Source organism: Sphingobacterium sp. UBA3549 (genome assembly GCF_002376635.1).
GTDB lineage: Bacteria > Bacteroidota > Bacteroidia > Sphingobacteriales > Sphingobacteriaceae > Sphingobacterium.
Genome location: NZ_DFOE01000032.1, coordinates 112,907 through 134,014, shown reverse-complemented (window position 1 = coordinate 134,014; position 21,108 = coordinate 112,907). Strand labels below are relative to the sequence as shown.

Annotated in this window: 22 protein-coding genes; all 22 read right to left on the bottom strand. The window is 40.7% G+C overall.

Features of this window, described 5'->3' with window-relative positions; genetic code table 11:
* Positions 1-3: 3 nt before the first annotated feature.
* The 22 genes from B2W36_RS16175 to B2W36_RS16070 all read right to left on the bottom strand — a co-directional run bounded on the left by B2W36_RS16175 (position 4) and on the right by B2W36_RS16070 (position 21,049).
* Positions 4-435, bottom strand: coding sequence for a GPW/gp25 family protein (locus B2W36_RS16175; RefSeq protein ID WP_293880436.1), 432 nt, complete (start codon positions 433-435; stop codon positions 4-6).
* A gap of 10 nt (positions 436-445) precedes the next feature.
* Positions 446-1,831, bottom strand: a complete 1,386-nt coding sequence (locus B2W36_RS16170) for a DUF5458 family protein (protein WP_293880438.1) — start codon at positions 1,829-1,831, stop codon at positions 446-448.
* A gap of 5 nt (positions 1,832-1,836) precedes the next feature.
* Positions 1,837-2,283, bottom strand: a complete 447-nt coding sequence (locus B2W36_RS16165; RefSeq protein ID WP_293880440.1) for a hypothetical protein — start codon at positions 2,281-2,283, stop codon at positions 1,837-1,839.
* Between the two features lie 120 nt (positions 2,284-2,403).
* Positions 2,404-4,911, bottom strand: a complete 2,508-nt coding sequence (locus tag B2W36_RS16160; RefSeq protein ID WP_293888725.1) for an ATP-dependent Clp protease ATP-binding subunit — start codon at positions 4,909-4,911, stop codon at positions 2,404-2,406.
* Positions 4,911-7,304, bottom strand: coding sequence for a type VI secretion system protein TssR domain-containing protein (gene tssR / locus B2W36_RS16155; protein ID WP_293888723.1), 2,394 nt, complete (start codon positions 7,302-7,304; stop codon positions 4,911-4,913). The genes B2W36_RS16160 and tssR overlap by 1 nt, the downstream gene beginning before the upstream one ends.
* Positions 7,305-7,317: 13 nt before the next feature.
* On the bottom strand, positions 7,318-8,274 hold the full coding sequence (locus B2W36_RS16150; protein ID WP_293880446.1) for a PKD domain-containing protein: 957 nt from the start codon (positions 8,272-8,274) through the stop codon (positions 7,318-7,320).
* Positions 8,275-8,319: 45 nt separating this feature from the next.
* A complete protein-coding gene (gene tssO / locus B2W36_RS16145) occupies positions 8,320-8,814 on the bottom strand; it encodes a type VI secretion system TssO (RefSeq protein WP_209579778.1) in 495 nt (164 codons plus the stop codon).
* A gap of 3 nt (positions 8,815-8,817) precedes the next feature.
* On the bottom strand, positions 8,818-9,345 hold the full coding sequence (locus B2W36_RS16140; RefSeq protein WP_293880450.1) for a hypothetical protein: 528 nt from the start codon (positions 9,343-9,345) through the stop codon (positions 8,818-8,820).
* Positions 9,346-9,824: 479 nt separating this feature from the next.
* A complete protein-coding gene (locus tag B2W36_RS16135) occupies positions 9,825-10,232 on the bottom strand; it encodes a hypothetical protein (protein WP_293880452.1) in 408 nt (135 codons plus the stop codon).
* Positions 10,233-10,353: 121 nt separating this feature from the next.
* Positions 10,354-10,617 (bottom strand): hypothetical protein, encoded by a 264-nt coding sequence (locus tag B2W36_RS16130; RefSeq protein WP_293888720.1) that lies wholly within the window; start codon positions 10,615-10,617, stop codon positions 10,354-10,356.
* Positions 10,618-10,773: 156 nt separating this feature from the next.
* Positions 10,774-11,802: a hypothetical protein gene (locus tag B2W36_RS16125; protein WP_293888718.1), complete on the bottom strand. Its 1,029-nt coding sequence runs from the start codon at positions 11,800-11,802 to the stop codon at positions 10,774-10,776.
* A 37-nt stretch (positions 11,803-11,839) separates the two neighbouring features.
* Entirely contained in the window at positions 11,840-12,103 is a 264-nt protein-coding gene (locus B2W36_RS16120; RefSeq protein WP_293888716.1) for a hypothetical protein, read from the bottom strand.
* A gap of 5 nt (positions 12,104-12,108) precedes the next feature.
* On the bottom strand, positions 12,109-12,366 hold the full coding sequence (locus B2W36_RS16115; protein ID WP_293888714.1) for a hypothetical protein: 258 nt from the start codon (positions 12,364-12,366) through the stop codon (positions 12,109-12,111).
* Positions 12,367-12,525: 159 nt separating this feature from the next.
* Positions 12,526-12,780: a hypothetical protein gene (locus tag B2W36_RS16110; protein WP_293888712.1), complete on the bottom strand. Its 255-nt coding sequence runs from the start codon at positions 12,778-12,780 to the stop codon at positions 12,526-12,528.
* Positions 12,781-12,791: 11 nt separating this feature from the next.
* A complete protein-coding gene (locus B2W36_RS16105) occupies positions 12,792-13,565 on the bottom strand; it encodes a hypothetical protein (RefSeq protein WP_293888710.1) in 774 nt (257 codons plus the stop codon).
* A gap of 19 nt (positions 13,566-13,584) precedes the next feature.
* The gene (locus B2W36_RS16100) at positions 13,585-14,271 is read right to left on the bottom strand and encodes a hypothetical protein (protein WP_293888709.1); all 687 of its coding nucleotides are present in this window, start codon (positions 14,269-14,271) and stop codon (positions 13,585-13,587) included.
* A gap of 12 nt (positions 14,272-14,283) precedes the next feature.
* Positions 14,284-17,010 carry an OmpA family protein gene (locus B2W36_RS16095; protein WP_293888708.1) on the bottom strand — a complete coding sequence of 909 codons (2,727 nt, stop codon included), beginning with the start codon at positions 17,008-17,010 and terminating at the stop codon, positions 14,284-14,286.
* 3 nt (positions 17,011-17,013) lie between these two features.
* Positions 17,014-17,487 carry a DUF4280 domain-containing protein gene (locus B2W36_RS16090; protein WP_293888706.1) on the bottom strand — a complete coding sequence of 158 codons (474 nt, stop codon included), beginning with the start codon at positions 17,485-17,487 and terminating at the stop codon, positions 17,014-17,016.
* Between the two features lie 3 nt (positions 17,488-17,490).
* Positions 17,491-18,507: a hypothetical protein gene (locus B2W36_RS16085; protein ID WP_293888704.1), complete on the bottom strand. Its 1,017-nt coding sequence runs from the start codon at positions 18,505-18,507 to the stop codon at positions 17,491-17,493.
* 21 nt (positions 18,508-18,528) lie between these two features.
* The gene (locus B2W36_RS16080; RefSeq protein WP_293888702.1) at positions 18,529-18,705 is read right to left on the bottom strand and encodes a hypothetical protein; all 177 of its coding nucleotides are present in this window, start codon (positions 18,703-18,705) and stop codon (positions 18,529-18,531) included.
* 41 nt (positions 18,706-18,746) lie between these two features.
* Positions 18,747-20,081: a T6SS phospholipase effector Tle1-like catalytic domain-containing protein gene (locus B2W36_RS16075; RefSeq protein ID WP_293880472.1), complete on the bottom strand. Its 1,335-nt coding sequence runs from the start codon at positions 20,079-20,081 to the stop codon at positions 18,747-18,749.
* A 5-nt stretch (positions 20,082-20,086) separates the two neighbouring features.
* A complete protein-coding gene (locus B2W36_RS16070; protein WP_293888700.1) occupies positions 20,087-21,049 on the bottom strand; it encodes a DUF2931 family protein in 963 nt (320 codons plus the stop codon).
* Between the last annotated feature and the right edge of the window lie 59 nt (positions 21,050-21,108).

The window sequence follows — 21,108 nt, the reverse complement described above, 5'->3', positions numbered from 1 at the left end:
TCACTACTTAGCTAAAGGACTTAAAAATAACGAAGTACTGAATGCATAGCGCTCCCCAGTCTCCACCATCTTACCCTCCACATAAATCATTACTTTCTTTTTGATCTCCGCTACCTTCCGCTTTGGAAAGAATGTTTCCACTTCAGAAATATTGACCTTGACCGCCACCTGTGCGATGCGCCACTCATAACGCGTAATGCAATCGAGCAGTGATTTTCTAAACTTTTCTTCCCATAGACTCTCGCTGACGATCAATTCAAAATCCAGGTCCCAAATGGCACATCCAAAATCGGCGTTAAAGCGGTGCTCTCCCTTTCGGGTAAATATGATCAGCTCCAAATAGTTTGAAATGGATTTACCCAGATCCGACTCTTTCAACCGCTGGTTTTCCACTGGGAGGTTTAACTGTAAAGGTTTATCCAGGTAAAATTCCATATAACCTCATTTATTGCTGATTGTACTCACTGGCCCATGTGGTGCTTTCATCTTCCCCTTTGTAGCCATCCAATTTGACCATAAAACTTTTGGCAGGAAAGAATGGAGTAATATGGATATCAAGATGAATTTTATCTTTTTGCTGATCATCACGTTCAAATCGCATGATTTTGAAGCGCTCAATCAGTCTATCTGGCCCTTGAATACTGTCTAAAAACTTTACAATCTGCGCACGCAAATCTTTTTCCGTCTTGGTCGTCCAGTTTTCAAACGCTCTGCGGTTCAGAAAATCAAAGAGGACTTTGGTCACATAATCAAATACACGCACCACAGAGTAAGTCTGCAAGCCAATATTATCACCATTAAATAACGTTTTGGCGGAGAATGCCATCACCTTTCCATATTCATTCACCATTGGAACCAATCCAATACGTTCGAGATGCGAAATTTCACTTTTCTTAAGGTCAAACTTTACGCCATCAACCTCATTGATTGTACCGTGTTTCTTTCCTGCGGTTACCTGCGACATCAATGTATAATACATTTTTCCCGCCAGCGCAGCAGAGCCCGGTACAGTCAGATCTTCCTCCTCGCCTACAGTGGTATTTTTCTCCCGTCCAATCAACCAGTTGGTCGTCATGATGACGTTGGATTTATACGCTTCCGCGCTGGTGTAATTACCAGATGTGAAGAGGTCAATCACATCATCCGGCTGTTCGAGATCCGCAAAATCGGTGACGAGCATCGCTTTATTCGCATTGGCAATTTTCGCCCATCGATCCAATACCTTGTTGGATCCTAGATAGCCTGGCAACACCAATAGCGAATAGTTGTCGCGAAGGTCGAGCCTATCATAATTCTGTTTAAACTCTTCAGACACATATTCGATAAAACGCGGGTTGTCCAGGTCTGTCAGCTGGTCCATACTGGCATTCATGAGGACCACATTGTCCACTTTATCAGCTTCTGTGTTCTTATAGAACAAGTGGACAGAGCGATAAGCCTGCTCCAGCTCACGGGTTGCTTCCAAAGCCGTTCCCAAATTGCGGTTCAATGTCTCTTCGGCTACCTTCAGCTTTTCAGCGCTTTTATCCACCATAGAAGCAACGGAATCCGAATTTTCCAACAGATCTACCCAAAGTTCCATCTTCTTTTTAAGTTGTTCACGTTCCTTCTTTTTTTGGTCATCGCTCAAAAAAATCTGCTTGCGTGCTTTACGTTCCGGATTTAAATTTTGGATACCATCCACCGATGCTTCCAATAGATCAAAGCCCCCCACACGCACCAGCTTATCCAAACTTTCTTGCAAGCTTTCGGTAGCTGCACGATCCTTTACCTCTTTATATCCGGCAGCGCTACCCGCTTGTGCCGCCTTTTCTTCTTGTGTATTTGCCATAGGTCCTATTTATTAGCTTCTAATTCAGCGATAAAATTTTTCAGCACATTGATAAATGCAGCCTTTGTTTCGGCATTCTCAATGGCAGATTTCAAAGTTTTATTCGATTTCAGCTGTTTAATCACACTTGCAGAAAGATCTTTTTGAACACTTAGATTAGACAAAAAATCACTTTGCATCGTTAGATTCTTTGCTGAAAAATCCCCCAGATTTTGAAATTTCAGCTGTTCATGAACGCTGCTACCGTCTTCATCTTCAAAGGATACGCCCACACTTGGCTTGAAATGCGCAAATACATCCTCCACTTTCTTTAGTCCTTCTACTTTCTCTGGACGCAAAGGTTCATTATCGGTCAATTTCTGAATAAACATCGTTTTATTGAACGAGATGTCCACAATGGATTCCGAAGTCTCAACTTTCCTTTCGTTTCCACCAATTTCGTACTCAAACATATATCTAAAAATTAAGTTTATACTCTAATTAATTTGTCCTATTCTAATTACAATATACTAAAATATTAACAGAATACCGCCAGCCAACGCGTTAGTACACTGTATTAAAACAACATACAGCTATTTCTGTTTTATTTCCCATGTGAGAATTTCCTGACTTGCATCCCAGCCGACCGTCAGTATGTCCCATTTATTCAACTCGCCTGCAATAAGCATTTTTGAAATCGGACGCCGCAGTTCATTGCGAATACCTGCGGCCAGCTGCCTTGCACCGTATTTGGGCGTAAAGCCCTTCATCGCAATAGCTTGCTTGGCTTCGGCAGTTACGAGCAGATCAACCCCCTGCTTGTCGAGCAGCTGAATGAGCTGTTGGAGTTGAATATCAAAGATCTTAACGACATTATCTTTAGATATTGGCGCGAAAGGCACAATTTCAGCAATACGCGCCAAAAACTCAGGCCTAAAATGGGCGGTCATGATTTCCATCAACTGATTATGCGTTGGGAAGCCCTTACCCGCATCGATTTGTCCAGCAATCCACTCACTCCCAATGTTAGAGGTAAATAAAATCAGGGAATTGCTAAAATCACCAGCTTTTCCTAATCGGTCGTGCATCATGCCTTCGTCCAGGATCTGTAAGAATGTATCAAACACGGAAGGATGTGCTTTTTCGATTTCGTCAAAAAGCAAAACCGAATAAGGTTGCTGTCTGATTTTGTTGACCAGCAGTCCACCTTCTTCATACCCTACATAACCCGGCGGAGCTCCATAGAGCAATGCCGCACTATGTTCCTCCTTAAATTCCGACATATCAAAGCGGATCATTGCTTTCTCATCATTGAATAGAAACTCGGCTATGGATTTTGCAAGTTCTGTTTTCCCGGTACCTGTAGGTCCCAAAAGGAAGAAAGAGCCAATGGGCTGGCCTTTTTTATTCAAACCACTTCTCGACTCCAGTATGGCCTCCGACACTGCTTTGATAGCCTGATCCTGCCCTACGACACGCTTCTGTAGGTAACTTTCAATCTGCAGCAGCTTTTCTTTTTCTCCGGCCTGTAGTTTTCCCATCGGAATTCCAGTTTTATGCGCCATCACTGCAACAATATCCTGCTTGGTGAGCGTATCGGACAACTGTTGCGCATGCATTTTCAAGTGTGGTATAATGTGTACAAGAAAGTCAGCATAGTGTTGAGCAGACTCCAAGTCTTCATAACGTTCCTCTTCATTTAACATCCCCAAGAGAATGGGGCTCAACCTATTAAACATCGCCTCTGTAAGCCACTTATATGCATCAAACTGCTCCCGCTCACTTTTCTGTTGCAGTTCAGTTCGGAGATGCTGAAATTCTTCGTCTATCTGCTCAAGTATGCTGAGCGAACCACTTTGCGCGAGCTTTAGTGCCGCCATACTGCGGTCCATAAGATCAAATGCCGAATCAGGCAGATGGCGGTCCTTTAAGTATCTTTTTGCCAGCGACACAGTTACGGGAAGTGCGGCGCTATCTACCTTCAATTCATGGTGCTGTTCGTACCTATCCAACACCTTTTCAAGCATTTTAATGGCTTTCTCTTCCGTTGGCTCGGCAATTTGCAGCAATTCAAAACGTCTACTGAAGGCCTGTTCGGGTTCAATAATCTTTCGATACTCTTCTAGCGTGGAAGCTCCGATTACGGTAATCTCACCACGGGCCAATTCAGGTTTCAGCAAATTTCCCGCCCCAGAACCAATGGGCCCCTTGCTATCTAAAAGCGTGTGTATTTCATCAATAAATAAGATAGCCTTATCGAATCGCTTAATTTCTGCGATAATTTTCTTCAGTCGGTCTTCTATTTCACCCTTGTAACTTGCCCCTGCGATGAGCGCACCAAGATCAAGTTCAAAAAGTTGTGCTGCCTTGAGCTGTTCCGGCACATGGCCATTTACGATATCGATGGCAAAGCCGTCCACAAGCGCTGTTTTACCCACGCCTGCTTCCCCAGCAATAATTACGTTGGGTTTGTTGCGTCGGCAGAGGATTTCGAGCATCATGCGTATCTCGCGATCGCGACCCACAATCGGATCCGATTTCCCTTCGCGCACCAGCTGCAGACGATCAATACAATACTGATGCAACGCATTATGCAAGCCGCTTGGCTCGCCGCTCTGCGTGCTACTGCTTCCAGCAGCACCCGATACCGCCTGTGTCAGCTGATTTTGATCAATATATAGATCATATATCTCCTTTTCTTTGATCGGAAAAGATTTCAACTGATTGACATCAAACGCAATACCCGCTTTGGAGATGGCGGCCAATACACATATAGGTGTGATAAGATCTAGTCCCAATTTAATGCGCACCAGGTCGGCTTCGTCCAATAACCGCACCACTGCTTCATTCCCTCTGATTTCTTCGGCAGGTGGCACGTTGCTGGATCGCTCAAGTTCATCCATACGCACTTCGGCCCATTCGGAGATGTACTGGTCGTCTTTGTCAATCGATTGTACAAATTGTCTTAAGCCGACATCTTTGTGCATTAAAGCTTTTAACAGATGCGCTGGGCCGAACTGGTTTTGATGGTATTCTTCCGCCAGGGCCTGTGCAATATGAATTGCTAATTTTACAGATTCACTAAAATTACTAATCGTCATTAATTTGCCGTTTGAATGGTGTTCATATTAAAAAAGCTGCCACGTACCCGGTAATATTGCTCGCCGTTGGAGAAAAATTTACCTTGATTTTGAGCATAAGTACGCGTCATGGACATCACCTTCTGTAAATAGACGATATACTCTTCGAATGACGGTAGCGACATCTCCTTCTTGTTCTTTAATGCTTCCACTTTCATGTCGGTAAATGTATTGTGGAGCAACGGAATTCCCAACATCACGGAGAAGTACTTTCCTAATGTCCATTTGTCAACATCACGGGCAGAATACATTGGCCATTTTTTCTTATATTCGTCGATATAGTTATCATATAGTTTTTTACGGAAAGAATTGTCATCCTTCACTAAGTTATCTCCACTCATAACCGACAGCATACTGCTGAATTCGTTGAACTCGCCTGCGTTCAGGATCAAATCAAAATCGAGCCCTTTGGTAAGCTGATATTGTAAATCCGGACTGAATTTCAGGGTAGACGCGAATTTGAATGCATTGTGCGGCATCCCTTCACCCACATCCCTATTGAATTTTCCTCCTAATAATTTGGCCACAGTCGGATTAACATTAGCATTTTCAATACCTGTCAGTCTAAAAGCACTATCTAAGCTATGGATATGCGAGCGTATATCTTGACGGGTTTCGTCCATAAAACGATAGAATGCTACATTGAAACTTTTATTATTTAATGCCGAACCCCTTGTAGGGAACACCACGCCACCCTGAATAAGGCTATTTTTCGGAAAATCAAGGTAGTAGGAAATCGAATCTGTCAAGTTAAAATCATAAGACTGATTACCGAAAGCTTCTCCACGTACCAATTGAAATTTTCGCCTTTCAGCCGCATAATAGGCTTCACTAGAGACCAGCTTTCGCGATTGAACAATAAAATCGTTAAATGTTGTTGGGGTGCTATTATAAGCTTGTAAGATCACCATGCGCCCCTCCACATCGGCTACCCGGCGTGCTATTGAAGACAGTTGACTGTTGTTTGCGCCACCTAAATTGCCGGTAGCACCAACAATCACGAAAAGATTTGTTTGCTGCGCCACATCCTTAACCAAGTTGGTGGCCTGTGCGATCCCCTCGAAAAGGGGCTGCTCCGCATTCCCACGATCACATTCGCTGGTTATTTTGGATTGGTCACGCAAAAATCCCACCAGCTTACGAAAATCATCGGTCAGCTCCAACGAGGCACTTCTTCCACCACATGACGATGGGTTGCGGAACACTACACTTCCATATTTTACATTCTGCTTGTTAAAGACCTGCTCAACACTATTTTCAAACCCTTGAATGGTATTTGTAAGACTGGCAAAATGGTTACGCATGGCATTTCCGCCATCGATTACAAAAATAATATTAACTTTCGACCTGTTTTTGATCAGATTGATTAATCCAGGATAAGTCAGTTCAGCCCCATTAATGGTAAGCACCTTGTTATTCGATTTATTGAACACATCAACCGCGTAATGTGTAGCAATGCCCGAATCATCAACGGTGCGCACAGGCAAACCGAGCATGGTGATATTCGCAGTATCTATCAATGGGTCCACCTTATAAGGCTCAAATCCATCGATACGATTCTTATTGATCTTTGCCACCACGGTATCGGCCTGCGGTGATTCGAATGTGTAGGGCGCAAAATACAGGCGATGACCCCAATTTTGTACGACCGATGCTGACACCCAGCCTTTGATATATTTTGCTGCCTCGCGGGGAACAAACTGATCCGCCGACCCAATTAAAAACTGCTTGCCGTCATCAGATTTCTTGAAGATATACACGTAATTATGCAGGGCAACTTTAGATTTCCCATTTTTAAGATCAGGTCCGTCAAAAACAAAAATAGAATCTTTTTTATCGAAATAATACTGTCCATTCAGTAAAGGCTCTACGTCATTGATAATGGTGAGTGCTTTATTGGGAAATCGGGTTGCTACATCGACAAAAGAACGCTGCCAAAGCAATAACTTATCCTTTGCTATCCAACCCACACTTTCCACACGTTTTTTATCTTTCAGCTTAAGCCCGCGTACCATATTATCGCTAAACCGCAGCAGTTTAACATAACCATCCTTCTCTTCAGACACATAAAATGGCTGCATAAAAGAAAGTTTTTCCATCATGAGCGTACCACCCGGCGAAGTGCTGGTATGATTGTCGTTTCTATCCGAAAAAACAATCCAAGGGAGATTAGATTTATCGAAAGATTCTTTGGTCGATGTCGAAGCATTAGGCTCAAGGTACGGAATAGGCAGTCCGACCACAGATCCGCCAAATGAGGTCGCAGACTGCGCGAGGAGGTCATTTGCGCTAAGGGCACCCCACAGCAGGCCCAGGCATAAGGTACAAAACCGAAAAGAGTTAACTATTTTCATACAACGCTTGGCTTTATTTTGATTGTTTAACTTTAATTAAAGTAGGACATTCTTTTGTAGCGTTTGGCGTCGAAGCGCTTTCCACTGTGACTTCATTGATAGTAACCCCTTTTGAAAAAGTGAGTCCCATCAGATACGCGTAAATATCCATCTGCTTTTTCTGCCCATCCATTTCGACATTCACTTTCACTTTTTCGTCCCCACAGAGGTATTTCGATAAGATGTAACTATATTTTGAATTAAAATCGGCTCCATTGGCGATATCCTGAATTTTTTCTTTTAGATCGTTAAGAGCATCCTGCGCTCCTTTGCCCGGGGTCACCAGCTGATTAATGTCTGCTGCTGGGTCAACAATACGGATGTTGTGTGTAGCAAATTTCGAACTTTTATCCGAGCGCAGCCGCACCTGATAAACACCAGGTTTCGTATAGGTATACAAAGCCGATTTACCGATTGCATCCACCTTTCCGGTTTCACCAAACCACCATTCGAATATTTCACCAGGGCCATTTGCTTCCAAACGGATCTCTTCGAGCACGATACCGTTTGTAGAACCACTGATAAACAATGTGGTATCCTGTGCAATCGAATGCACCACACTGTCTTTTACCGAAACGAAAAACTGTTCACGCAAATTCTCATTCACTGTAAGTCTGACCACATAAGACCCAACCTTATTAAAGCGGTAAGTACCTTGCTGCTTTGTCGACTTATCGCCGTTTCCAAATTCCCAGAGCCATTTTTTAGCGCCATTGGTGTTGTCGGCATAAATCAGATCTTCATTTAGGTAGATTTCAGTTTTATTAATTTTGGCGCTAATCTTCTCTTCCGATCGCGTATAGACCTTGAAGAAATAAATCAACCCTGCTAAAAGAGCGACGACCAAAAAGATAATGATAAACAAGTAAATACGAGGGTTGCTCTTTGAGACATTCCTTTCGTCGCCCTCTTCAATAAAATTCCTATCCATTTAGTTACAATTGATTAATTAAAAAATGACTTTCAAAATTTGCAATTAGCGTGAATTCATCATATTGATCGTTTGCTGCAATTGTTTCCGGTTCACAATGCAGTCGTCGAGATTTTTGGAAATGCGCTCGATATCATTGAGATTACCTTTCAACTCCCGCCTGTCGACGTAATAATTCTCGTAAAACAATGCCCCTTGTGCAAAAATACTATATCGACTATCGAAGCTATTTTGTGCGTACAAAGCATTAATGTCCGAGAAGGTCTTTTTAATATCATTTTCAATAAAAACGGCCTGTACGGTCGGATCAAATCTTTTTATCTGCGCCGAAGCGCTATCAACATATTTTAAAGCCAAATTAGCTGATTCCTCAAACTTTTGATCGTCACGTATACGGAGGGCAAGATCTTCTTTAGAGATGGCAAATCGCGGACCGTCGCTGTAAAATAAAACGTACCCCAATAATGTCATTGCCAATACAAACGCGGCCAGCAGCAGCAAAAAATGTTCACGTCGTTCGACTAAGCTTAGTTTAATCATACCTTATCTTCCTACTATAGAACCTTGGTTTACAACTTTGTTAATCTGATTATTCATGGTAATACAACTTTGAAGCTGCATTCGTTTGCTTTCAATGACGTTTTTAGTGGAAAATAAAGAATCCTGTAGGCGCGATACCAATAGGATATCTTTATTCAATCTGCGATAAAGCTTTAGGCTTGCTCTGCTGCTATCCACTTTCAGGCCATCAATGACTCTTCCGATATGTCCCGATCCTTTTGCAATTTCATTTTGGAGCACCCGCTTTCGTGCTACGGCAGACATATCGGCATCCCCTTGACCAATATCTCTGAAATATTGATTGATCTGCGCAAATTGTCTATTGATATCCGTGCGGGCGTTCATTAAATTTTCCACTTCTTCATATTGCTCTTTTAAGATCACATATTCTTTTTCAGAAGCTTTTAAATAGAGAAATAAGCTTGATAATGCTATCAGCAGTAGGAAGGTGAATGAAATGATAAATTTGCGGTATGCCGCATTTATCTCTTTTTGGTTTATAGGCTTCATGGATTACAATTTATTCTAAAATCACATTACTTCACAATTTTGATAATTACTAAAACTATACGAGCATAAGATAATCTTAATGATAAGACCATCTTTTCCAAAGGAATATTCAAACTAGCACGATAGTTAAATTACACCTGATCATAAAAAGCAAAAAACAGGCCACAAATCTTTAAACTATTGGGTTTAATCAGATTATCGTGACAGCGCTAGGGTTTACTTTCGTTTCATCAAGCGTGTCGCTGTACGCATTCTATATGAGCTAATGAAAAAAATGCGCAATAAAACACTCATTTTCAACAATCTATTTATAATAAGATTTTACATTTGCTATCAGCTATGTTTATAACTCTTTGACAGGCAATTACTCTTAATTCAATATTAAGTTTATATTAATTAGATAACGTATTAACTGCCTTACTAGTTTTCATTGCCTCTTTAGTAAAGTGTTTTAAAAGGGTTACGCCTACCTATTTCCTTTACCAAATTTCAAATGTATCTTTTCCTTTCGGTAGATAAAGTAGTATCCGCAGAAAGCGCACACGTACCCCACCCTCTTCGGCATTATATTTTCCCCAGATGGAAGACCTTCCCTGAAGTCTTGTATCCATTGAGGTATGCTCCAAACATACCAGCTTTCCATTTCCATAGATTTTCATCGCATAATCCGCTAATGGCTCAATCTTAAAAGATGGAGTATTAAAATAGAATAAATCATCATTACCATTTTCTTTCAAATGCTCGGATGTATAGTACGCTGACTGTAATTGCCGCATATCACTATTGAACACCAGTGAAAAGTACTGATCCTTGTTTTTATCGCTTATTAATTTTCCCAAATAGCGGTAGGCCTCCACTGTCTTCTTTTCCAATAGTTCTTTATCCATAGATTTTAAGTCAACAGCTGTTTCGAGCGATGGCGATTGTTCGTAGGGTACGTTGGCATCAAATTCTAAGGTGTATTCGTAAAATCAAATTAGTTTAGTATTTGCTATCGCTATATTTGCATTAATAATGGTTATTATACCAATCAAAGGATCGCACACTTATAAATTGTTTTGCAAATTTTTCATCTGGATCTAAAATAGTCAGTTCCGTCACTTTCGCTCCAACGTCGCTGTGCTGTAAAACAAAATAACTTTTTTTATTGTCGCTCTTTTCCCAAACCATAAAGTTTTGCTTGGGATAATTAGCGCTAGAGATTGCGTTTCCATTTTCGTCAACCCCCATTCCATTGTCCTTGTCTGTATTCTGTTCAAAACCTGGTTTCATCGTTTATTATTAGAATTTTCCATCACTTATCCTTTTTTAGCACCGTGATTAAAGACTCTGCAGTCGAAAATTTTTAGATATTTATAGGTCGAAAAGATTACATCACCTAATTTGAATCCTTCCCTTAACATATCCATTACGTCTACCTATTTTTCTTTACCAAATTTCAAAGGAGTCTTTTCCTTTAGGGATGTATAAATACAGGCTTAAAAAACGCGCAAAGGTACCACCTGTATCTCCTTTATACTTACCCCAAATCGCAGAACCACCCCGGAGGCGTAAGTCCAATGAACTATGCTCCAGGCAAACGAGCTTCCCATCTCCATAAAGTTTTAAGGTAAAATCCTTTATAGGCTCGACTTTAAAAGTAGGATTGTCAAAATAAAACATATCTTCATTCCCACCTTCACGGATATCATTTTCATCCTGATATAAGCTTACAATCTGCCTCACATCACTATTAAAAACTAGTGCACTATAGACATCTTTATTTTTATTTGCTATCAAATCCCTAAAATAGTTATAAGCTTCAAGTGTTTTCTCTTCAAGCACATCTTTCGGTAATTTCCTTAAATCCGTTGCGTTAGCTAGCGCGGGGACTTCATACGGTACTGAAGCATCGAAAGTAACTGTATACTCATAGTATGGCAAACCTGCTCCTATAAAGGTTTTACCATCTTCTTTTTTTAAATTAGGATGGTCTAGTAACTGAACTTGATGATCGAAACCAGCAACTGTATCCATATTATCTCTCGAGAAAAGTGTCAAATTAAATCGGGTAAACGGTGTCAATTGTTGAAACCCTTCGCCATGTTCACGTTCCGTCTGCGGGTAAAGACGATAAGTTATTTTCTGTTTTCCGGATTTAGCTATATAATTATTCAAAGTTATGGGCGACATAATACCACCATCCTGAAAATATTGAAATGCTGGGATATCATTCACAAGGATCTCGAAAAAACACTGCTCGTGATCGATGTAAATGTAGTATAAAGGCTGTTTCGGAAAATGCTTGATCATCTTTTCTTTGACGGACAAGGCATTACCCACCGAAACAGTCGTCGGATTTGATTCGGTAATTGGTGGGTGGGTAATTTTCTCACCAGTACCGACACAAGATAGTTCCAGCATGATGGTAAGCAACATAGAAAAACTAAAATTAGTGCTATAATAATTTTTACCCATAATTTTAAACTACCAGAAATTGACCACTAAAAAATACTCAACGTTTTATATGTATTTTCACATAGCCAAAGGTCAATAATAAGTTCTTCCTGTGTTTTTTATTCTCCAAAACCATGGCGGAGTTACCATCTAGACGTACTTCAAGCTGCTGTTCGCCGCTCCCAAATATCCCACCATTTAGCGGTATTTCAGATGCAACATTACCGTCGATATTCAACATAAAAACCTCAAAATTATTTACCTTAATTTGAAATTTGCACGTCGTCGCTCCAAAATCCAGGCTGTAATATGGTTTTTGCATACCTTCTAATCTTTAGGATATAAGCCATCTATCTGTTGCCAGATCGTAGGGATTGAACTGTCTTTTGAGTCGTCCAGACGAGTCCCTTTCTTCACATACAGGAAATTAGAATTCAGAAAATCTTTACCATTACTATCAACAGAATGATTCGGATAGTAAAACAGCCAGGCATTCAGCGACTTTAAGTCCCACAGATAAACGTCCCCTGCAGAATCTTTTCTTTGTTCAAATTCAGGATAATTTTTTTTAAGAGAGGCAATCAATTCCTGAATCTCATGCTGTTTTACTGTCGTATACCTGAAGCCTAAGTAATTCTTGGACGTTCGACTGTCTACATATATTTGTATTCTATTAAAATCTGCTACTGGACCATTTGGATACTTGTAGGTTGAAAGATCTATGTCTGCAATTTTAAAACCATCCTATTGATCTGTTTTATAGGTATAAATCCCATAATTCGGATCTTGGAACTGTTCTAATTTATGTGCACCGATCAATTCAGTTATAGGTTGATCAAAGTGCATGGACAATAAATCATTTCTATTTTGAGCGTTACATGCGGTAAGTACAAACACACAAAATAGCACCAATAAATACATTTTAAGCCTTTTCCCATTTATCATATCATAAAATATACTAGATAAGAATCCAATTATTTTTTGACGGTTACTCAACATTCTATTAACAGTTAAACTAATTGAAATTCGGTTTTTCCTTCTGGCATATTGAACATTAAATCCAATACAATCTCCCTGTTTAACTCTAGGTTACGTACGGATAGCGCATGGTCTGCATTTCTTTTCTTTAGGCATACCGCCCTATTTCCGCCAACAACTTGCATTAATACATTCTCCGAAATCTTTACATCATTAAATCCAGATTCAAACTTTTCGATGTAGTGCTCCAATCTAACCATAGAATCAGTTGGCCCCAGATACATAGCTGTGTTCATAATTCGCTCCCTATTTCGAAATGTGTCAATAAAATAGCGATAATCTTTATTTTGTATTGCCTCAGCCAACTTATTATAAGCCTGCAGCAGTTTAGGAAATACGTCTTCAATATCATTTATTGAAATACCATTTTTCCAACCAATAAATTCATAAGGAACATCTCCATCAAAATAGTCCATCAAATACACAGGAAAATCCTCACCTGAATCTTCACGATGGGAAATAGAATATTTTTCAAAATCCTTTTTTAAAACAAAGTTATTCTCCGCGTCCATACATTTAACTTGAAAATCAACAAATGCATTCTTATGAATTCTTTCTTGACCACTTAATGGAAGAATCCGGCCTGTTATTAACTGTTTACCTGATGATGGGATAGCATAATTTATGGGAACTACCGTCGAAGCCTGTCCTTCGATTTCAAAATTTACTACAGGAATATCATTAATTCGAATATCAATCTGACAGCCTCCAGCACTGAAATCCAACATATAATAATTTTTATCCATATTTATCGGTTATAGTCCACTATTTATACCAATCTAAGGAACGCACACTCATATATTGTTTTCCAAATTTTTCATTTGGATCTAGAATAGTTAGCTCAAGCACTTTCTGCCCTTCAGCGCGATTTTGTGAAACATAATAATTCTTTCTATCTCCATTTTTTTCCCAAACCATAAATTTTTGCTCGGGGATATTATCTGAAGAGATTGCATTGCCTTTTTCATCAACCCCCATTCCATTTTCCTTTTTAGCATTTTGTGCGAAATTTGGTTTTCCGAAACGCTTATCTAATTCATCTAAGAAAGCCTGTTCAAGACTTTCATCCGTTAGTTTAACTTCGATAAATTTCAAAATAGAAGTTCCATCTTCCAAATGAAATATTACCTCTGTTGGATGATCAGAAGAACTCAAAATTAGACTTCCAAATGAAAATATTTTAGTTGCATTATACCCAATCGCAGTTAATCCACTCATCGTTTCATATTTCTTTCCATTTGATTTCAAAATTGACCCATCTGAATCTTCAATCTTTCCAAATTTTTCAGATAAGGCTATGCTACTCAAATCTATTTTTTTAACGACCAAACTATTAGCATGGGGTGCTTCAATTTTTTCCGCTTTATCTGTATTCACTTTAGGGTGATTAGCAGAAGGTGTACAAGATAATAAAACTAACAGTCCAGAAAATCCTAAAAACATTGCATTCATATTTAAAATAATTTAATCATTAACAAAAAGTGGAATATTTGCACTCACTCCAGCATACTTTTCTAAATTTTCGATAACATCAAATGGCGGAAAGAGTGTCGCATTTCTTTCGAAGTCTGCCAAACTAATATTCTTTGACGTATTTTCCATATCTCTTTCAAATCCTATCCCAACGTCAGCCTTAATAACGAAAGTTACTTTCATTCCTTCAAACACGAGGTTTGGCCTATAAAAAAGCCCCCTATTATCATAATTGACTTTATGTGCAAATATAACGGACGCAACACCAGAAGCCTTGATTTGTCCTTTTAAATAGGCTTGTACACCGACTAATACATATTTTCCTTCAATCTCCAAACCTGCCTTTAATTCGACTTTAAGCCGAGTTCCAATCGAAGCGTCCAGTTTTTTATCTTTAGATTCTGTATTGAAATTTATGTTTGCTTCGCCCAGAATCGTGCCAGTAATTACTAAGTCAATATACATATCCGCCTTTATTCCCGGCCGATCTTTTCGAATCCAGTCTCTTACATCGTTAAGTATCTTCCCAGCTTGGGGGTTTCCAACAGCGGTACCAGCGGCAGTAGCAGCAAGGCTAAGAAGGTCAATATTAATAGTTGCTCCAATTAACGGCTCAGCTTTAAAATACAAATGCAAATCCGTACCAATTTTTCCCGACTCTACCTTGGACAATTTCCAAATAGCTCCAAAACAAAAATTTGGAGGGTTTATAGTAATTGTGAAAGGTAAAATTTTACCCAAACGCGTTCTAGTAATTGTACCCTTAGTGGTATCTGTTACACCTTTCGCAAAGTCTTTAAGTGTCCCAAAAATATTATACAATTGCTTTATTTTGGCCTCATGCTGGAACGTAGCATCAAAATGGCTGCTATAATTTTCTCCGCTTTTATTCCAGTCCGCCTGAAGCAAGACTCCAAAATCAATTTCAGTTTGCTTCCACCTTTTTTCTGCACCAATTTTTCCAGCTTTACTCTTCATCTCGCGATCTTGTTCAGGAGATAATTTTTGCCACTTGACACTCAATTCATTACTTAAATTTAATTGAAAATGGAACTCCCACTTAATATCAGGATATACCCTAATTTTAACGGGAGGATTATTCTCCACTGAAAAATATCGACACGAATGAAAATGAACAATATAGTCGTTTGCCGAACTAAAAGAATTTTTATTAGTAACACAATACATTGGCCAAATGTAGTTTAGCGGAACAGGATTGGTTTCTGACAAGCGCGATATTGCAGGGATGCTGCCCCCTTTCCCACTCGGAATATTGGGATTTGAAAATTTAATTTCTTTTTTATGCGCCGGTTTACTAAAACAAGCCTTTGTATCGAAATTGACAGGCTCAACTGTAATCGTCGTTGGCTTGCTTCCCAAAATTGTCTCATAAACTATTGTATCAGCGTTATGTCCGTAATATTCAAAGGAAATGTCCACCCGCCGATTGTTGATATAATCTTGTTCATCTTTGTATTTGATGTTGTCGCGACCTTGTTTGTCATCCGTAGGCTTAAGTTCACCGTGCCCCACAACAGTTTTAATCCGGCTAGCTTCCAGTTTACCCTTAAGAAAAAATTCTTTGACAGTCTTTGACCTGTTCTCGGAAAGCACCTGATTGTCAATCTGCTTACCGATAACACAGGCATAACCATCCAAACGAATAGAAGATCCATTGTGCTCCAGTATAAACTGAAGAATGGTGTTCATCTTCTTCAGGCTTTCGGGGGTCAACGCTGTTTTTCCTATTTCAAAATAGATAGACTGCACCACCCGTTCTCTTGGATTGGATTTATTGGCAACCCCACCACCGTGATCAAATACAGTGATTGCCGATTTCCCAGCTTCAGTGATTTTGATCTGTTCAAATTTACACGGTTCAAACCTTGCCGCATTCTTATCTGGTTCATAAATCGTTACAGGCACTCTATTTTGCGGAGTTTCAATAACCTGAGAAACCTCTTCATTCTTGATCCTTAGGAATCGGGCGTGTGCTGTATCGCCATTTAATCCCGTGTCGGCAATATAAGCTTTAGTCACAGGATGCACTACCCTAACGTAGAACTCCTCTACCGCTGCTTTATCCTTCATAGTCCTTCCCCACGAATAGGTATTTGGGATTTTAAGGTTAATTTCACCGTTAATAACCTGGCAGTAATAAATCTTACGGGTCACTTCATCATCCTTTGGAAGAAGACCAAATGCCGATCTCAAGCGTCTAAAAACACGAACCTCGACATTGTTATAGCCATTAAGCCCCTCCGTAAAAAGACGCAGCCATACCAGTTCACCGTATGAGAAATGATAGGTTTTGCGTACATCCTCTCCGCCTTCAAGCTTTGTCCAACGGCTATCCACAATACGTGCCGGAGTTTCTCCGCGCAAGCTTAATCCAGCCTTTCCATCAAAGTTTCCAGTCCAGGATGCTTCCACATAGAAGGTATAAGGACCACATAGTTTTCGGGAAATTCGAAAACCATACCGATAATTCCATCCCAGCGTCTTTTGGTAGGCTATCTTTCCTTCTTTATTCTGTACAGCCCATCTCAAGTCCTTTTTCTTATCCGCTTCAGTCGTATCTGGATACCACTCCCCAACCTGAAACCATACATATTCCCCTGGACCAATCACGAGTAAGGAGTTCGGGACAGATCCTCTTTTCCCATTGTAAACAGGTCCCTCGCCCGACCACTTTATTTTCTTAACACCCTTTGCCATAATCTATCGTGTTGAGACATCAATACCGTCAAAAGCTTCTTTCTCATCGATCATATTTGCCATCGGATTTAGCTGGCTTTGCACTTCCCTGGAACTATTGTTCCGGTTGCTTTGCGATGGCTCCGCTTGCTGACCGTGGTGAATAATCCGGATACAGTCTGTTCCACCGGTTGGGCAGGTAGCTTTGCTATCCTCTAACAAAACTTTTCCGCCATTAGACAAGATCGTATCAGGATAAAACCCAGACCAACTTTGCACTGTTGCACTACAAGGTTTATTATTCATTTTCGAACATGAGCCAAACATGTTCTTTTCAAATGTAGTTCCCGTATCTTTTGTCGTAGCAATTCGCTTTTTACTTCCTTGACTATCATTCGCAAAATCTTTATCATTAGTGAGCACCTTCAACTTATCTGGTGCAGTACCAAAGTTGCACATACATTGCGCTCCTTGGACAACTACATGTTTTTCTGCCATCTTTTAAAGATTAAATAGTTTCGCCCATACATCCTTTTGTTCGTTCGCATCACTTAAATTAGCAGTATGTTGGTTTTTTGACGAAGTCGTATCGATGTTATCATGTCTATCTTTCGTGACCGTATAATCGTGTACAAAATCTTCTCCATCTTGGGCTAGGTAAAATATCTTCATACCTACGGTCCCCCGAGCGCCTTCCACGCTTGCATCCCAATTTCCGTCTACTCCCAATAAGGCACATGTCTGAGGATGAAAAATATAAAGTGCCTCGCTACTTCCCGTACCATCTACGCCAAAATCATCGTTCAGTTCAAGTAGACCATGTTGCATTAGCTCAATAGCGCCAAAGTGGTTCAGCTCAGGCATAATTTTCTCAACGACCTGGTACCCCATGGCACGCGTAGGAAGGTTTGGAAAAAATTGCAGTCGATCTTTGGATCCATTCGCGGACTGCTGATAAAAAGGCTGAAAGAAAACGTTTAGCAACCAATCTGTTCGACTCAGAGCAGAAAATATGTTATGCTCTTCCAACAAAAGATTATCCATTTTCTGTAGGTATTCTTCAAAAAATTCCCCATAAAAATAATTTCGTAGTCCTTCTTTTACGTCAGGCCAACGCTGTCGAATAGTTTCTGCATTTGCAACCCCATGTAACTCGCCGGATGGAGCAACAGAAAGATGCAGCGGGTAAAACACTTTGCCAGCTTCGAACGCCAGTTTGTCGGCTATAAGATCTGGTACAATTTCATTGATATAAACATCACTCGTTCGATCTAAAGCGAATACGAAATTACCTTCACTTCCATTGTTAAGTCGCCTAACGCTGCATGTATATTTTAATTCTGTTTCATTGCCCTCTCTTCCGAAAGTTAACCTCACTCCATAATTTAATGTGAGCCCTATCCGCCAGTTTAAAGACGATAATATCGTTGTCGATAGCGGTTTATTCGTGTTAACCTTAGGCGTGTTGGTAGCGGTCTGCCCTTCCTGAAAAAAAATACTTCCGTTCTTATTAAACATACACTTTAAAAAACATCACATTTAAACTTCTTTATTTCCTCTTCCATGTACCACTTTATTACTCGCCAATATCAAATTTCCTTCACGCGCTTCCGCATTGAGCTTATCAGCGAGCTTCTGTACCTTCCCAGTAACCTGTAAGTTATATTTTGCTTGCACATTTATTTTAATATTCGTTGCTTGTTTTAAAATTGCCATATTACCTCCTCTCCTGGATTTCAAAAAATGATATAACGTTTCTATTTTAACTCCACCCGTTGCCAGTTGTTATTTGGATCCATTCCGATACCTTCTCTACGCGCCGATCGATGGAAATAACCATAACGTAGCGCTTTTAGTTCATTCAAATTAGCACTTGTTAACTGTTTGCCACCGTACGGATAAGCTGCGCCGTTAAAGACATAAGCACTCAATTTGGACTTTGTGCTCTGCAGTACCGCATGTCCGCTGATTGAATATTTAGCCTCCATTTTGCCACGGTCCAACGCGGCATTGTTGTCTTTACCAAACTGTCCCATAAAATGTAGCGGTATAAAGCTATATTCTTTGTGAACCATACGTTTCTCACCCCGCAATGCCCAGTACCAGCCATCGGTAATAGTCAATTCACCGGGCTTATACCAACCGTCGGCAATCAATCTATCGCGCAGTCGCTCCAATGTACCTCTTAACATGGCCGTCTCAATCTCCTGTTTGATTTCTGGCCCACTGAGGTAGCTTCCACCGATATCGGAGTGCACTCCTGGCAGATCCTTTTCAATTCCTTTCGGCGTACGCGTAAGCGAGAAGTTCTCCCGCATCTCATCGCGGGCCGTAAAATGCACCACATGTTGTGCCTTTCCGAGCGTATTGAGATTGAGTTCTGCGATATCGTTAGAAAAGCGCGGTATCGGAAGTTCAGAATAGGAAGCAACCGTATCAAAAATACCGAGGAAATTAACAATCACATGAGCAGGGTTTAAATTAATCCCTTTAAGCTTCAAGGCATAGCCAAGGTGCCCTCCTGCAGGCATTTCCTCGCGGGCAGGCATATTATCACCGTCGTAATAAGCCGTTATTCCCTCGGCCTCTACCTTTCGGCCCTTATAGGCTGCCTTGCCGATCTCGTAGACAAAATTGCGGGCTGCCGCCGCACCGCGGCTAAAGCCGTACACATTAAAAATAATCTGCCGAAGCACTTTACCCGCATTTTCTTCGAACACTCTTTTGATGATATCAGCGGACTGTTCACAACCTTTACGCACCTTAAAACGGATACCCGTAAAACCCGAACCAAACGCATAGCCCATAGTCGAATCCTTTTGGCGGTCGGTGGTTCCTATTCCCTCAATGTAGAGCCGGTTGGCATTGGTACAATTCTCCCAAAGCCGCGCTACATTAGACCAGTCATTCTGGTAGCTGGACTCATCGTCTGACTTTCCATATTTGGCGAAGGAACTATGCCCCGTCCGGCGCGCATCTGTATTGTTTTTGTTATTTTTTGTGCCGTCAAAAAATATATCAATCGTCACGCTGTATTGCTTAGGCGTATTCCTTGGCGGTGGATTATATTCCTTAAATTCAACGTTTGCCATACGATCTAATTATCGACCCGGACCAATGCCGGTTCGTAGCCTACAATTTTTATCTTTTTAGAAGATGAGCGCAAATAGGTATTCAATACATTAGCCGAAGGATCTATCTCAAACAGCAAGTCGATCTTTTCCGTTGGCTCAAATTCCTCAAATGCTTTTTTGAGGATCTCATACTTAAATTTTACGTCAGCCACTCCATACTGCTTATCCCCATCTGCCCATTTCACATACACATGCTCCGGAATGGCTTTCGGCAGATTCGTATTCGCACTGTCGGTGTTCAAAGGCATATCCCTTTCTCCATTGAAGCACTGATAAAAAAAATAATCTTTAGGGCCTAATTTAATGCCCTCTACAGCAAATTTCCATGCATATTTTTTATTATATTCCATATACAGCTGTGGCTTTGGCCAACCCTGGCCTTCCAAAGTGGCATACAGTTCATCACCATATAATTTTTGAGGTTTATAGGCTGCGTCGCGATATTCCTTCCGAAAGAAGTGTTCGAAATCCTCGTGTACAGTTTCTGGCGTTATGGTGGTGTCATGCGCCTGAAAGGTAGCTAACAGTACCTGCCGCTGCCCGTCCGCCCAAAGAGCCAGTCTCCCTTCTGGAGCAAGGCCAACAATCAAAGTCTTAAAATCATCTTTTTTTTGTGTGCGGACGTCTATCGCTCCTTCTTCCCAGATGGTGGTAAGCTGCTGTTTATCCAGCTTCCATTTTCCAGTATAGAATTTTTCCTCCTGAATAGCATACCAGGTCATCTGCAGTTCGTCCGGAAGCGCTACGGGCTCATCCGGTGATCCCATTCCCTTAGACTGTACGCTCCAGCCTTGCTGTATAATTCCATAGATCGGACCAAAACGGTAGGTATAATCTTCACTAATCAAAGCCCCATCATATATTTCCACCGGGTATTCTCTGGGCGCGACAAGAGCCCCACTCCATATGTATTTTTTTTCGCTCATTTTTGATTCCTGACAACTCGAAATAATACTCATCAGCATGAACAGAAGTAAAAAGATCT